Annotated in this window: 11 protein-coding genes and 1 pseudogene; 4 read left to right on the forward strand and 8 right to left on the reverse strand. The window is 52.4% G+C overall.

Going from position 1 to position 14,473, the window contains the following annotated elements:
* Positions 1–21: 21 nt before the first annotated feature.
* Both NNO08_RS14160 and NNO08_RS14165 read right to left on the reverse strand, forming a co-directional pair.
* Positions 22–711, reverse strand: a complete 690-nt coding sequence (locus tag NNO08_RS14160; protein ID WP_137381170.1) for an LrgB family protein — start codon at positions 709–711, stop codon at positions 22–24.
* Positions 704–1,114: a CidA/LrgA family protein gene (locus tag NNO08_RS14165; RefSeq protein WP_271440966.1), complete on the reverse strand. Its 411-nt coding sequence runs from the start codon at positions 1,112–1,114 to the stop codon at positions 704–706. Before NNO08_RS14165 ends, NNO08_RS14160 begins: the two co-directional genes overlap by 8 nt.
* Before the next feature lie 101 nt (positions 1,115–1,215).
* Here NNO08_RS14165 and NNO08_RS14170 point away from each other — a divergent pair, with 101 nt between their 5' ends.
* Positions 1,216–2,106, forward strand: coding sequence for a LysR family transcriptional regulator (locus NNO08_RS14170; protein ID WP_271440967.1), 891 nt, complete (start codon positions 1,216–1,218; stop codon positions 2,104–2,106).
* Between the two features lie 69 nt (positions 2,107–2,175).
* On the opposite strand, the pseudogene NNO08_RS14175 reads toward NNO08_RS14170, so the two are convergent.
* The 4 genes and pseudogenes from NNO08_RS14175 to soxR all read right to left on the reverse strand — a co-directional run bounded on the left by NNO08_RS14175 (position 2,176) and on the right by soxR (position 7,809).
* Positions 2,176–2,666: pseudogene (locus NNO08_RS14175) on the reverse strand (REP-associated tyrosine transposase).
* 931 nt (positions 2,667–3,597) lie between these two features.
* Complete coding sequence (locus NNO08_RS14180; protein ID WP_040229801.1) at positions 3,598–5,244, reverse strand: Na+/H+ antiporter; 1,647 nt, start codon at positions 5,242–5,244, stop codon at positions 3,598–3,600.
* A gap of 157 nt (positions 5,245–5,401) precedes the next feature.
* Entirely contained in the window at positions 5,402–6,751 is a 1,350-nt protein-coding gene (gene ghxP / locus NNO08_RS14185) for a guanine/hypoxanthine transporter GhxP (protein WP_137381172.1), read from the reverse strand.
* Positions 6,752–7,350: 599 nt separating this feature from the next.
* Positions 7,351–7,809, reverse strand: a complete 459-nt coding sequence (gene soxR, locus NNO08_RS14190; protein WP_003826630.1) for a redox-sensitive transcriptional activator SoxR — start codon at positions 7,807–7,809, stop codon at positions 7,351–7,353.
* An 86-nt stretch (positions 7,810–7,895) separates the two neighbouring features.
* On the opposite strand from soxR, the gene soxS reads away from it, so the two are divergent.
* On the forward strand, positions 7,896–8,219 hold the full coding sequence (gene soxS / locus NNO08_RS14195) for a superoxide response transcriptional regulator SoxS (protein ID WP_005132611.1): 324 nt from the start codon (positions 7,896–7,898) through the stop codon (positions 8,217–8,219).
* Between the two features lie 2 nt (positions 8,220–8,221).
* Here soxS and NNO08_RS14200 read toward each other — a convergent pair whose 3' ends face one another.
* Complete coding sequence (locus tag NNO08_RS14200; protein ID WP_271440969.1) at positions 8,222–9,808, reverse strand: EAL domain-containing protein; 1,587 nt, start codon at positions 9,806–9,808, stop codon at positions 8,222–8,224.
* Between the two features lie 551 nt (positions 9,809–10,359).
* On the opposite strand from NNO08_RS14200, the gene NNO08_RS14205 reads away from it, so the two are divergent.
* Positions 10,360–10,641: a YjcB family protein gene (locus NNO08_RS14205; protein ID WP_048213921.1), complete on the forward strand. Its 282-nt coding sequence runs from the start codon at positions 10,360–10,362 to the stop codon at positions 10,639–10,641.
* A 66-nt stretch (positions 10,642–10,707) separates the two neighbouring features.
* Here NNO08_RS14205 and ssb1 read toward each other — a convergent pair whose 3' ends face one another.
* A complete protein-coding gene (ssb1, locus tag NNO08_RS14210; RefSeq protein ID WP_003826621.1) occupies positions 10,708–11,232 on the reverse strand; it encodes a single-stranded DNA-binding protein SSB1 in 525 nt (174 codons plus the stop codon).
* Between the two features lie 251 nt (positions 11,233–11,483).
* Here ssb1 and uvrA point away from each other — a divergent pair, with 251 nt between their 5' ends.
* The gene (gene uvrA, locus NNO08_RS14215) at positions 11,484–14,306 is read left to right on the forward strand and encodes an excinuclease ABC subunit UvrA (RefSeq protein ID WP_137381174.1); all 2,823 of its coding nucleotides are present in this window, start codon (positions 11,484–11,486) and stop codon (positions 14,304–14,306) included.
* Positions 14,307–14,473: the final 167 nt, after the last annotated feature.

Genomic DNA, 14,473 nt, shown 5'->3' on the forward strand with positions numbered 1-14,473 from the left:
GCCGGAGGATATCACCGAATCTCAGAACATCACCCTCGCAACCAGCGGGGCAACCAGCACCATCACCACACCGGACAGCATCATCACCAGACTTGCCACTACGCCTTCCTGCTGACCAAGCTCATACGAGCGAGCCGTACCTGCACCGTGCGATGCTGCGCCAAACCCTGCCCCTTTGGCCATACCTTCACGGATGGAAAGCCGTAAAAACAACACATCGCCGACCGCCATACCGAATACACCGGTCACCACCACAAACAACGCCACCAGATCTGGCTGCCCACCCAAGGGTTCTGCCGCTGCCAGCGCAAAAGGCGTGGTGACGGAACGCACCGCCAGGCTACGTTGGATCTCATCAGGCAGCATAAACAGACGCGCCAGCCACACGGAACTGGTGACAGCCACCAGCGTTGCCGTGATCACCCCCGCCGTCAACGACATCCAGTGGCGCTTAATCACCGCGAGGTTATCGTAAACCGGAACAGCGAAGGCTATGGTCGCGGGACCTAATAGCCACAGCAGCCAGTGTGATTCGCCAATATAGTTTTGCCAGGAGATATGTCCGAAGACCAGCATCAGCACCAGTAACGCTGGCGTGAGAACCAGCGGCATCAGCGGCAATTTGCGAAAACGGCGATACAGACGCTTGTTGGCAAAATAGATACCCAGTGTAATCACCAGACACAGCACGCTTAGCTGGAAGTTACTCACGGTTTAACCTGCTCATTTCATAGCGGTACACTTTATCCACCACCCACGCGGTTGCGCCGAGAACCATCAGCGTGCTTATCGCAATGACAGCAAAAATACGCCAGCCATCGACCAACAACAGCTGCGTATAGTTGACGACGGCAACCACCGCTGGAACAAAAAATAGTAGCATTTCAGCCAGTAACCAGCGGGCGCCGGCGCGTATCCAACTCAGCGGGATGATCCGACAGACAATCAGCGCCAACATCAGCACCATCCCAACCAGATTGGCGGGAAGCGGTAAATGCAGCCAGGAGACAAGATATTGAGCAAATACAAATAAACCTGCGTACAACAGCACCTGGACAGGTATCTGAAGTCGGTGAATGACAGCAGGCGTCACGCGGCTTATCGCCACAGCCATGAGGGTATGTCCTTAAAAAATAGAGAGCGCCAGTATAGAGAGCCCCCGTCCAGGACTGAAATGAATTAAACTCATTGCAGGCATAGTCTTAAGGAATAATCATGGATATCAGAACACTGCGATATTTTGTTGAGGTGGTGCGTCAGCAGAGCTTTACCCGCGCAGCGGAGAAGCTTTTTGTCACCCAACCCACCATCAGCAAAATGTTGAAGAACCTTGAAGACGAGCTGAACTGCACGCTGTTAATCCGCGACGGACGACGGCTGTTGCTGACCGATACCGGACAGGTTGTTTTTGAGCGCGGTCTGGCGATTTTGGCCGAGTTTCGCCAGCTTGAAGCCGAACTTAGCGACATTAACCACCTGAACAAAGGGCTATTACGCCTTGGTATCCCGCCAATGGTCGGTATGTTGATGGCAGGTCCCATCAGCCTGTTTCGCCAGCGTTATCCCGGCGTTGAACTTAAAGTATCAGAGTTTGGCGGCTTAACCGTCCAGCAGGCAGTAATGAACGGTGATTTGGATGTCGCAATGACGGCACTTCCGGTTGAAGAAGAGAGTGGGCTGGCAACCTTGCCGCTTTTCAGTCATCCGCTCTGCGTGCTGGTCCCGCGCTCGGGCCAGTGGACAACCTGCGAATCCATTTCCCCCGAGGCGCTGGCGGAACACCCACTGCTTATCTACAACGAAGATTTCGCCCTGAGCCGTCAGTTACTGGAACTGTTTAACCAGCACGATGTAAAACCCCGCATCGCGGTACGTAGCGGGCAGTGGGATTTTCTGGCGGCCATGGTGCAAGCCGGGGTCGGTATCGCCATTTTACCGGAGCCAATTTGCCAACGGCTGGACAAACAGACGCTGCGCTGGATTCCGCTGGAGAGCGATTTACGCTGGCAACTCGGCATGATTTGGCGTGAAGGTGTGTATCTCTCGCACAGCGCTCAGGCGTGGCTGACATGCTGCGAAGGGTTCTGGCTAACGCAAGAATCGTAAGTGCCGGATGCGGCGTAAACGCCTTATCAGGCCTACATCGGTTTTGTAGGCCTGATAAGCACAGCGCCATCAGGCTCGTTCACCTGTACGGAGGTCCATCATATTCCCCGCCCAGTTTTTCGGATACAACCCCGATTTAACATCACGATGAAACGTTGAAAAAGGCCATGACTTCACCTGCCGCACCCAACCGTGTTTCACAGGATTGATATAAATGTAATCCACATGCTGGCAATAATCGCGCGCATCACGAATGGTATGTTCCCAAAAGCGGGGTTGCCAGATATGCCGGCGGATAACGATCGGGTGAAATGCTTTTTAATTTCCCGCCAACGAGAGGAAAAATCAGCGTCGCTATCAGGTAACGTCCATATGCAATGCATATGCTCAGGTAAAACCACCCACGCATTGATTTGAAAAGGCATAACCTTCTTTACCGCCGAAATAGCGCAGCGAAGCTGGTTAATGTTGGATGTCAAAAGATGGCTTCTACGGTCCTGTAAATTCACCGTAAAAAACCATGTTCCACCGCTGATGTAATGGCGCCGATAGTTAGACATGTTTCCCCCTTTTCTCAACCGTATGGAGAAAAGAGGGAATCGACAAGAAAGATGGATTGGTTCAGGAAAGCCGCTCGCAAATTACACGATGAATAATTTTTTGCAGACCTGAAGGCTGTGCACCATCAGGTACATTCTTCGCCGGATGCGGCTAACGCCTTATCCGGCCTACATCGCTATTGCCGGTTTTGTAGGCCTGATAAGCGTAGCGCATCAGGCACACCTTTCGCCGGATGCGGCTACCGCCTTATCCGGCCTACATCACTATTGCCGGTTTTGTAGGCCTGATAAGCGTAGCGCATCAGGCACACCTTTCGCCGGATGCGGCTACCGCCTTATCCGGCCTACATCGCTATTGCCGGTCTTGTAGGCCTGATAAGCGTAGCGCATCAGGCACACCTTTCGCCGGATGCGGCTACCGCCTTATCCGGCCTACATCGCTATTGCCGGTCTTGTAGGCCTGATAAGCGTAGCGCATCAGGCACACCTCTCGCCGGGTGCGGCTACCGCCTTATCCGGCCTACATCACTATTGCCGGTCTTGTAGGCCTGATAAGCGTAGCGCATCAGGCACACCTTTCGCCGGGTGCGGCTAACGCCTTATCCGGCCTACATCGCTATTGCCGGTTTTGTAGGCCTGATAAGCGTAGCGCATCAGGCACAACCTTCGCCGGATGCGGTTAACGCCTTATCCGGCCTACATCACTATTGCCGGTCTTGTAGGCCTGATCAGCGTAGCGCATCAGGCACACCTCTCGCCGGATGCGGCTAACGCCTTATCCGGCCTACATCGCTATTGCCGGTCTTGTAGGCCTGATAAGCGTAGCGCATCAGGCACACCTTTTGCCGGGTGCGGCTAACGCCTTATCCGGCCTACATCACTATTGCCGGTCTTGTAGGCCTGATAAGCGTAGCGCATCAGGCACTACCGTTTATTGATTCTCAATCAACAACGCTTCCAGCAAATCCAGGTCGTGCAGCAGTTTTTGCAGCGTTTCGTTGCTGATTTCGCGCGTGGCGCGCAGGTGATACAGTTCTGCTCGTTCCGAACGCAATGCCGCCAGGCGGAAACGTCGCTCGAGGTTCTCTTCCTGTAATGAGCTTTCCACATCGTTACGTCCATCGACGCGACGACGCAGGTTACCGATTACACGAGAGCTCACTTCGGTCAGCAGTTGATTATCAATATTCTCTTCGCTGTCCGCCGCCAGACGTTCTTCCATTTTCTGGATAGCAACAATCGCGACTTCCGCCGTCGCAGCACGGGCTATCCGTTCTTCTTTCAGTTGCTGTGAGTGATCTGCCACTTCCAGGTGTTGCAGCAGAATCGGTAGCATCACCACACCGACAAACAGCGAGAACAGGATCACGCCCGCGGCAAGGAATACTAACTCGTAGCGCGCCGGGAAGCCGCTACCATCCGGCAACAGCAGCGGGATGGAGAGCACACCGGCAAGCGTAATCGCCCCGCGAACACCCGCAAAGGAGGCGATCAGGATTTCACGCGTTGTCCAGGAACCAAACTCCATGGGCTTTTTCTTCAGGAAGCGCAGACTGAATTTTTTCATCGTCCACAGCCAGCCAAAACGCACCAGCATCAGCGCCACGTAAATCAGCACGATATCGGTAAACAGCATCCAGGTTTCAACGTTCGGATCGGCTTCTGCCGCCACCAGCGAAGACTCCAGAATCCCCGGTAATTGCAGCCCTAACAGCAGGAAGACCATGCCGTTAAAGACGAACTCCAGCATTGCCCAGGTGCTGTTAGCACGTAAACGCATCGCCAATGGCGCACGACGCATTACGCCTGAACGGGTTATCGTCATCCCGGCTGCGACCGCCGCGAGGATCCCGGAAACACCGATGTGTTCGGCAATCAGATAAGAAGCAAACGGCAGCAGGAACAGCAGAACGATTTGCGTTGCTGGCTCATCACCACCCCAGCGGCTAAGAAAGCGCAGAGAGCGTCCATACAACCAGCTGACGACAAAACCCGCCAGGATGCCGCCAATCGCTACCTTGAAGAACTCAACCGTCGCTCCGCCGACGGTAAACACCATCGTCCCCATTGCCACGGCCACAGCAAATTTCAGCGATACCAGGCCAGACGCATCGTTCATCAACGCTTCGCCCTGCAGGATACCCATGATTTTCTTCGGTATACGCCCCTCGCCTACAATGCCAGAAAGGGCAACGGCATCGGTTGGCGACAGCACTGCGGCCAGCGCAAAAGCGGGGATCAGCGGAATCCCCGGGACCAGCCAATAAATCATAAAACCAATGCCGACCACCGTAACCAATACGAGCGCCAGTGCCAGACCGAAGATCTCTCGTCCATGCTCCAGAAACTCTCGCGTTGGCGTTTTCCAGCCATCGGCAAACAGCAACGGCGGGATGAACAGAACCAAAAACAGTTCAGGGTCAAATTCCACATGCAAACCAAACGTCGGCCACGCCAGCAACGCGCCAATGGCGATCTGCATAAGGGGTAAAGGGAGTTGGAAGGGTAATACGCGAGTAAATACCCCCGACAACGAGACCACAAGGGTCATGATGAGTATGGTAAAAAAGATTTCCATGCGTTCCCTGTTTGCGATGTTTCTTATGATTAGTGATGAGAGGCGTCGTGCCTCAATTCTATCTACTCGAGAGTAACGCAAAAGACAACGAGTGTGTTCTGAAAATAAAAACGGGCGGCAAAAGCCACCCGTTTTCAGGATCAAGAGCGTATCGGGATTAAATAGCCCAACCGCCCGCATAGAATGCTACCAGCGCCACGGCAATGACCACCGTTCCGATATTCAGTTTGCGCCATTCGCCGGAAACAATACGGCCAATAACCAGAGTGGCAAAACCGATCATAATACCGGTAACGATATTACAGGTCAGCACGATAAAGACGGCGGTAATCAGTCCCGCCATCGCATCGACGAAGTCGGTAAAGTCGATTTTCGCCACGTTGCTCAGCATCAGCAGACCAACATACATCAGGGCCGGCGCCGTTGCGTAAGCAGGAACAAGGTAAGAGAGCGGAGAAAGGAACAGGATCAGCAGGAACAGAACACCTACGGTGATCGCCGTCAGACCGGTTTTACCACCTGCCGCGGTACCCGCTGCAGATTCAATGTAAACCGCCGCCGGAGCTGCCCCTACCAGACCAGAGAACACGCTGCTCAGGGAGTCCGTCGTTAACGCTTTGCCACCATCGATAATCTGACCGTCTTTATCCAGCAGATTCGCCTGACCCGCAACCGCGCGGATGGTTCCGGTCGCATCAAAGACCGCAGTCATAACCAGCGCCAGCACGCTCGGCAGGACGACAGGGTTCAGCGCTCCCATAATGTCCAGGCTGCCAATCAGAGAGTTACCTTCAGCATCACTCAAAGAAGGCATGGCGAAAATACCGGAAAAATGCACCGCGGGATCGAAAATCAGACCAACAACGGAAATACCAATAATGGTCAACAGTATGCCACCCGGTACTTTCAGTTTTTCGAGGCCAATAATCACCGCCAGACCAATCAGCGACATAATGACCGGGAAGGTGTCGAAGTCACCCAGCGCAACCGGCAGGCCGTCCAGCGGGTTCTTAATGACCAGACCAACACCGTTTGCCGCAATCAGCAGCAGGAACAGGCCGATACCAATACCTGTACCATGCGCAACGCCCTGTGGCAGATTGCGCAGGATCCAGCTACGGATACCTGTCGCGGAAATGATGGTAAACAAAACACCCATCAGGAATACCGCGCCCAGCGCAACAGGTACGCTAATATGCTGCCCCAGCACCAGGCTGAACGCGGTAAACGCCGTCAACGAAATGGCACAACCAATCGCCAGCGGCAGGTTTGCCCACAACCCCATCACAATAGAGCCGACACCGGCGACCAGGCAGGTTGCCACAAATACAGCGGCAGGCGGGAAACCGGCTTTACCCAGCATTCCTGGAACCACGATAACAGAGTAGACCATTGCCAGAAACGTCGTTAATCCGGCAACGACTTCCTGTCGAACAGTACTGCCACGGTGCGAAATTTTAAACCAGGCGTCGAGTGAACCGCCGGTACGCGCTGAAGGCGTAGACATAGAAAACATCCCCTGAGAGTTTATTTTTCGTCATTATGCGTGCTGGACAATCCACTGCCTGCTTAACGTTTTCTCCCTGTGCCAGGTTTGCGTCAGTAGGGGTGTCGCAAAAAAGCAAACGTTTAGCTCCGCGCATAAAAAACGGGTGGTAAAAAAAAGCAAACGATTATCTAGCGATCATGTGCCGGTTTTCAACTGAACTTTGCCGCTTTTTACTCATTTCTTCTTATAACGCACAAGAAATAGCCAGTCGATGCGCAAACGTTATCGTCAATGCGCAATCTGGCAACAAATTTCGCGCAGTTATTACAACCTCGACAGTTGCCTTTCACGTTCACTCGCGCAAAAAAATGGATGAAGATGCGGAAAATTTTTCGGCTAAAAAATCACCAATTGACTGGTAAATAGACGGGGGTGGCATACACTTACCTTATCAACACAAGCCGGAACCTCCCCTAATGTGCTCGACTGAGGGGTGTTGATGTCGGGGGAAACCCTCCCGTGAACCAGCGGGATAGAGTGAAAGACAAAGACCGGAACCAAACTAAAGCGCCCTCTGTGGCGCTTTAGTTTTATACCCGTCACATATTTCAAACCCATCAATCATCTTCCAGCAGGCGCGCCCCGGTTCCCTGCTCGCCAAGCTGGTCGCCTGGGTTACGCAACGGGCAATCGCTGCGCGATAAACAACCGCAACCAATACAACCATCCAGCTCATCGCGTAATGCCACCAGAGTATGAATACGTCGGTCCAGTTCTTCACGCCATTGCGACGAGAGCTGCTTCCACTCTTTGGCACTGAGTGAATGCCCTTCAGGTAATACCCCTAACGCATCGCCAATCGTTGCCAGTGGGATCCCGATGCGTTGAGCAATCTTGATAATCGCAACATAACGCAACACATCACGTTTGTATCGACGCTGATTGCCACTGTTGCGCATACTGCTGATTAACCCTTTGCTTTCATAGAAGTGCAAAGTTGATACCGCTACACCGCTACGTTTTGCGACTTCACCTGGCGTGAGCAGCGCTTTTATCCGGGGTAATTTCTTTTCCATAAATCGCTTTACCTCAAGTTAACTTGAGGAATTATACTCGCCCACAGACAAAACGACGAATCGAATACTGAGAAAGAGGCAGCCCTATGTCCCATCAGCAGATAATTCAGACCCTTATTGAATGGATTGATGAACATATCGATCAACCGCTGAACATTGAGGCGGTGGCGAAAAAATCAGGTTACTCGAAGTGGTATTTACAGAGGATGTTCCGCACGGTGATGCGTCAGACGTTGGGTGACTATATCCGCCAGCGCCGACTTTTGTTAGCCGCCGTGGAACTACGGACGACCGAACGACCTATTTTCGATATCGCAATGGATCTCGGCTATGTGTCGCAACAAACGTTCTCACGGGTGTTCCGTCGCGAGTTTGATCGCACTCCCAGCGACTACCGTCATCGCCTGTAAGATTATTGCCCGCTCTGCGTCAGTATGGCGGGCGAGCGCTGTAGCCAGTGCATAAACTCCTGCGGCGGTAACGCTTTCGCAAAGTACCACCCCTGACAATACTGAACGCCACGTTCAAGCAGCCATTCAATTTGATCTGCCGTTTCCACCCCTTCAGCAATTGTCTTCAGATGTAAGCTTTGCGCCATCTCGATGATATGTTCGGCAATCAGGTGGCTGGTACTGTTGGTCGCCAGCGTACTAATAAAAGATTTATCAATCTTCAGGATATCCACGTTCAGTGCCGCCAGGTTGTGCAGATTGGAATATCCCGTCCCAAAATCATCAAATGCCACTTCATAACCTGCCTGACGGAATGCCTGGATTACCGGGGTCATTTTCTGCACATCAATAAATCCACGTTCCGTCACTTCGACTTTAATTTGCTGAGCAGCCACTGAGTAATCACGCGCTTTCTCAGCGATCAGGGCAATCAGTCGGGATGAATGGAAATCAGAAGCTGAGAGGTTAATTGAGATATAAATCTGGGGATGCGCAGAAAGAAAATACCCTAAATCATTGAACACTTCTTCGACCACGTAATCCGTGATCCTTTCAATCATGCCTTCTTTTTCAGCCAGCGGAATAAATTCCGTCGGGCTCATGACCTCACCTTTGCAACCTGGCCAACGCATCAGCGCTTCGGCCCCCACACATTGACCATTCTTGATATCGATGATCGGCTGGTAATGCAGGCGTAGCTGGCGCTTTTCCAGTGCACGTCTTAGCAAACGACGAGGGGAATGGTACTGCTGGCGCGTGCGCCACCACATCAACAGCATCAGAATGCTGCAGATCACTCCAAAGGGGACCGTTAGTGCGGCTTCGTGATAGAAATTTTGATGGACGCGATCGCTGGTAGTCGAAACAATAATCGCGATCGGGCGCTTCTCAGAACGAACGATGGTATAGAACCGATCGTCCAGTTGGAAGGTAGAGGCTTTACCGCGCACCAGTGGCAGAAATTGCTTAACATGCGCCTGATTGCTGGCGGAGAAGAAAGTATCCGTTATCGTGTCATAGACGCCCCACAATAGGCCAGGGTCATCTGACATGACTTCGCTGTAAGATAATGGGTTAATGACTACGACGTAGTTTCCTCTTTGCATATACGTCATGTTGTAGCCAGAGAAAAAAGGCGTATCGCGATAGTAATAGATCGAAACGTCCGGCGTACGTTTATAGTCAGCGGTTGGCATAATATAGGGAACTGACGGCGCCATCGACGTAGAGCACAAAAAATGATCAGCTTGTGCATAAATTAGCTCGCTGATATATAAACGCCCGCGAATAATATTCAGCATACTTTTCTGATGTGCAGGGGTACACATCTTGCCCTGATACAGTTGAGCCATATCACGCGCTAAATCGGCTTGCTGGATCACCAGTTCCGTTTTATTTAACACCAGTTGAGCAAAAGAGCGGAGTTGAGTGCGGGTTTCGGACATCGCCCGGATATGAGCAAACCATAGCGCCAGCACCACGGGGAGCAATACCACCGTGAGCGTGCCGAGGAGCTTCAGCATCTTGCTTTGCGCACTGAGATTCATGTCAGCCCTATTTCCCTGTTTCGTATATGCCAGTACCCATCAAGGCAGGATGCTATAAACACCAGCTGGTTAAGTTGCATGAATCTATCAACATTATCAACAGACGTCTCTATGTAAAAGTCTGATAATAGTGGATGATGATATTATTTTCCCGTAAGGCAAACTTAAAGTTACGCTTATTTTGCAACATCATTATCAAGAAGGAGTAATGTTTTACACGCGTTATACTGACGGCACGTATAAAACACATTAACTTTTTTAACGATTAATTTCGGATAAAGAAAACAAGCAACATGAATGCATCTTACATAACGCATAATTTATTATTCGTTTATGAACCCAAATAACCACACAACAACAATGGGTAATGGCAGGCAAAAATAACGTCAGATACTGGTGAACAAACGAGCGGTTGTGATATAGTTCACAGAATTAATGTAACAGAAACATTGTTTCATTCATGTTATTGCCCGTCGATAGCCAGAGTACCACACCCTCTGTGAACACCCCCGCGCTGTCCTGGGCATCAAGACTTTCTGAGGACGTTTTTCATGGCAACAATAACAACTGGCGTGGTTCTTCTGCGGTGGCAACTGCTCAGCGCAGTACTGATGTTTTTAGCCAGTACGCTCAATATTCGTTTTCGTAAATCAGATTATGTTGGACTGGCCGTTATCAGTAGCGGTTTAGGGCTTGTTTTTGCCTGCTGGTTTGCAACCGGATTACTCGGTATCACCCTGGTAGATGTATCCACTATCTGGAATAACATCGAATCCGTGATGCTCGACGTGATGAGCCATACTCCGCCAGACTGGCCGATGGTGTTGAACTGATAACAGAAAGGAATGGGGTTACCCCGACACTGGGGCAACCCTGATCAACGAAATAAAGCAGAGGGATTAGAACGGAATATCGTCGTCGAAATCCATCGGCGGTTCGTTAGACGGTGCTGCCGGAGCGGATTGCTGCGGGCGAGACTGTGCGCCACCGCTGAACTGGTTGCCGCCTTGTGGCTGCTGAGGCTGACCCCAACCACCCTGCTGCTGACCACCACCTGCCGGTGCGCCGCCGCCCTGACGACCACCCAGCATTTGCATGGTGCCGCCAACGTTAACAACGACTTCAGTGGTGTATTTTTCTACGCCGGATTGATCGGTCCATTTGCGAGTACGCAGTTGGCCTTCAATATAGACCTGAGAACCTTTACGCAGATATTCGCTGGCGACTTCCGCCAGTTTGCCGAACAGCACAACACGGTGCCACTCAGTCTGCTCTTTCATTTCGCCGGTCGCTTTATCACGCCAGGATTCGGAAGTAGCCAGCGTAATGTTGGCAACTGCGCCACCATTCGGCATATAGCGTACTTCCGGGTCCTGGCCCAGATTACCGACGAGAATCACCTTGTTTACGCCTCTGCTGGCCATGATCGTGTCTCCTGAAAAACGTTACTGAATAAGTGTAAGCGCGGGATTGTAGCATTTCCAATAGCGCTTTTACTACGTTGCGAAGTTGATTCCAGTAAACAACCTCAGCCAGACATTGTTGCACAGACGCCTGTGTTTTGCATTCCAATACTGTATATCCATTCAGGTCAGGTTGTGTCATAATTAACCGTTTGTGATCGCCGGTAGCAACATGCAGCCAGGCAAAAAAGCGTTTAATCCGGGAAAGATGAATGGATAAGATCGAAGTTCGGGGCGCCCGCACCCATAATCTCAAAAACATCAACCTCGTCATCCCGCGCGACAAGCTGATTGTCGTCACCGGGCTTTCGGGCTCAGGCAAATCTTCGCTCGCTTTCGACACCTTGTATGCCGAAGGGCAGCGTCGTTACGTTGAATCCCTTTCCGCGTACGCACGTCAGTTTCTGTCGCTGATGGAAAAACCGGACGTCGACCACATTGAGGGGCTCTCTCCCGCCATCTCAATCGAGCAGAAATCGACGTCGCATAACCCGCGATCCACGGTTGGGACAATTACCGAAATTCACGATTATCTGCGCCTGCTGTATGCCCGCGTTGGCGAGCCACGCTGCCCGGATCACGACGTGCCGCTGGCGGCGCAAACGGTCAGCCAGATGGTAGACAACGTCCTGTCGCAGCCAGAGGGCAAACGCCTGATGCTGCTGGCACCAGTAATTAAAGAACGCAAAGGTGAGCACACCAAAACGCTGGAAAACCTGGCAGGCCAGGGCTATATCCGCGCACGTATTGATGGTGAAGTGTGCGACCTTTCCGATCCGCCTAAGCTTGAGCTGCAAAAGAAACACACTATCGAAGTGGTGATTGACCGCTTCAAGGTACGAGACGATCTCACTCAACGTCTGGCCGAATCGTTTGAGACCGCACTGGAGCTTTCCGGTGGTACAGCAGTGGTCGCTGATATGGATGACCCGAAAGCAGAAGAGCTGCTCTTCTCCGCCAACTTCGCCTGCCCTATTTGTGGCTATAGCATGCGCGAACTGGAGCCACGGTTGTTCTCGTTCAACAACCCGGCAGGCGCGTGTCCGACCTGCGATGGTCTTGGCGTGCAGCAGTACTTCGACCCGGACCGTGTGATCCAGAACCCGGAACTGTCGCTGGCAGGCGGGGCGATTCGTGGCTGGGATCGCCGTAATTTCTATTACTTCCAGATGCTTAAGTCTCTGGCTGAGCACTATCAATTCGATGTAGAAGCCCCGTGGGCCAGCCTGAATCCTGCGGTCCACAAAGTGGTGCTATACGGTTCCGGCAAAGAGAATATCGAATTCAAATACATGAACGATCGTGGCGATACGTCCGTACGTCGCCACCCGTTTGAAGGTGTATTGCACAATATGGAACGTCGCTATAAAGAGACGGAATCCAGTGCAGTCCGCGAAGAGTTAGCCAAGTTTATCAGTAACAGACCTTGCGCCAGCTGTGACGGAACCCGTTTACGCCGGGAAGCCCGTCACGTGTTTGTCGAGAATACGCCATTGCCTGCGATTTCCGACATGAGCATCGGCCATGCAATGGATTTCTTCAACAACCTGAAACTTGCAGGTCAACGGGCGAAGATTGCTGAGAAAATCCTCAAAGAGATCGGCGACCGCCTTAAGTTCCTGGTCAACGTAGGCCTGAACTATCTGACACTGTCCCGTTCAGCAGAAACACTCTCCGGTGGCGAAGCACAACGTATTCGTCTGGCAAGCCAGATTGGCGCAGGTCTGGTCGGTGTGATGTACGTGCTGGATGAACCGTCAATCGGTCTGCATCAGCGTGATAACGAACGCCTGCTCGGGACACTTATCCATCTGCGCAATCTGGGTAACACCGTGATTGTGGTTGAACACGATGAGGATGCCATTCGCGCCGCCGACCACGTTATCGACATTGGCCCAGGTGCAGGCGTTCACGGTGGTCAGGTTGTGGCCGAAGGGACGCTGGAAGACATCATGGCCGTACCGGAATCGTTAACCGGCCAGTACATGAGCGGTAAGCGTAAGATTGAAGTGCCAAAACAACGTGTTGCGGCTGATCCGGAAAAAGTGCTGAAGCTGACTGGCGCACGCGGCAACAACCTGAAAGATGTCACCCTGACGCTGCCGGTGGGTCTGTTCACCTGTATTACCGGCGTGTCCGGTTCCGGGAAGTCGACGCTGATTAACGACACATTATTCCCGATTGCCCAAACTCAGCTTAACGGCGCCACGCTGGCAGAGCCCGCGCCATACCGGGATATTCAGGGTCTGGAACATTTCGACAAAGTGATCGACATTGACCAAAGCCCGATTGGTCGTACACCGCGTTCCAACCCGGCAACCTACACCGGCGTGTTTACGCCAGTGCGCGAACTGTTTGCCGGCGTACCGGAATCCCGTGCGCGTGGTTACACGCCAGGTCGTTTCAGCTTTAACGTTCGTGGTGGGCGCTGCGAGGCCTGCCAGGGCGATGGCGTGATCAAAGTCGAAATGCACTTCCTGCCAGATATTTACGTGCCGTGCGACCAGTGTAAAGGTAAGCGTTATAACCGTGAAACGCTGGAGATTAAGTACAAAGGCAAGACCATCCACGAAGTGCTGGATATGACGATTGAAGAAGCTCGCGAGTTCTTCGATGCTGTTCCTGCGCTGGCGCGTAAGCTGCAAACGTTGATGGATGTTGGCTTGACGTACATTCGACTGGGCCAGTCCGCGACCACGCTTTCTGGCGGTGAAGCCCAGCGTGTGAAGCTGGCGCGTGAGCTGTCAAAACGCGGTACCGGGCAGACGCTGTATATTCTTGATGAGCCAACAACCGGGCTACATTTTGCCGATATTCAGCAACTGCTTGACGTGTTGCATCAGCTCCGGGATCAGGGCAACACCATTGTGGTGATTGAGCACAATCTGGACGTGATTAAAACAGCCGATTGGATTGTCGACCTCGGTCCGGAAGGGGGTAGCGGCGGCGGCGAAATTCTGGTCTCTGGTACGCCAGAAACAGTTGCTGAGTGTGAAGCCTCACACACGGCCCGCTTCCTCAAACCGCTGCTGTAATAGCGCTGAACTTATCAGGCCTGCAGTATAGCCGTAAATATTGTAGGCCGGATAAGGTCTTGCACCGCACCCGGCAATGGCAGTGCCTGATGGCGCTGTGCTTATCAGGCCTACGAAACGGACCGAAAATACATAAATAGCCGTAGGCCGGATAAGGCGCTTGCACC

The organism is Citrobacter sp. Igbk 17 (genome assembly GCF_028069775.1).
Classification (GTDB): Bacteria; Pseudomonadota; Gammaproteobacteria; order Enterobacterales; family Enterobacteriaceae; genus Citrobacter.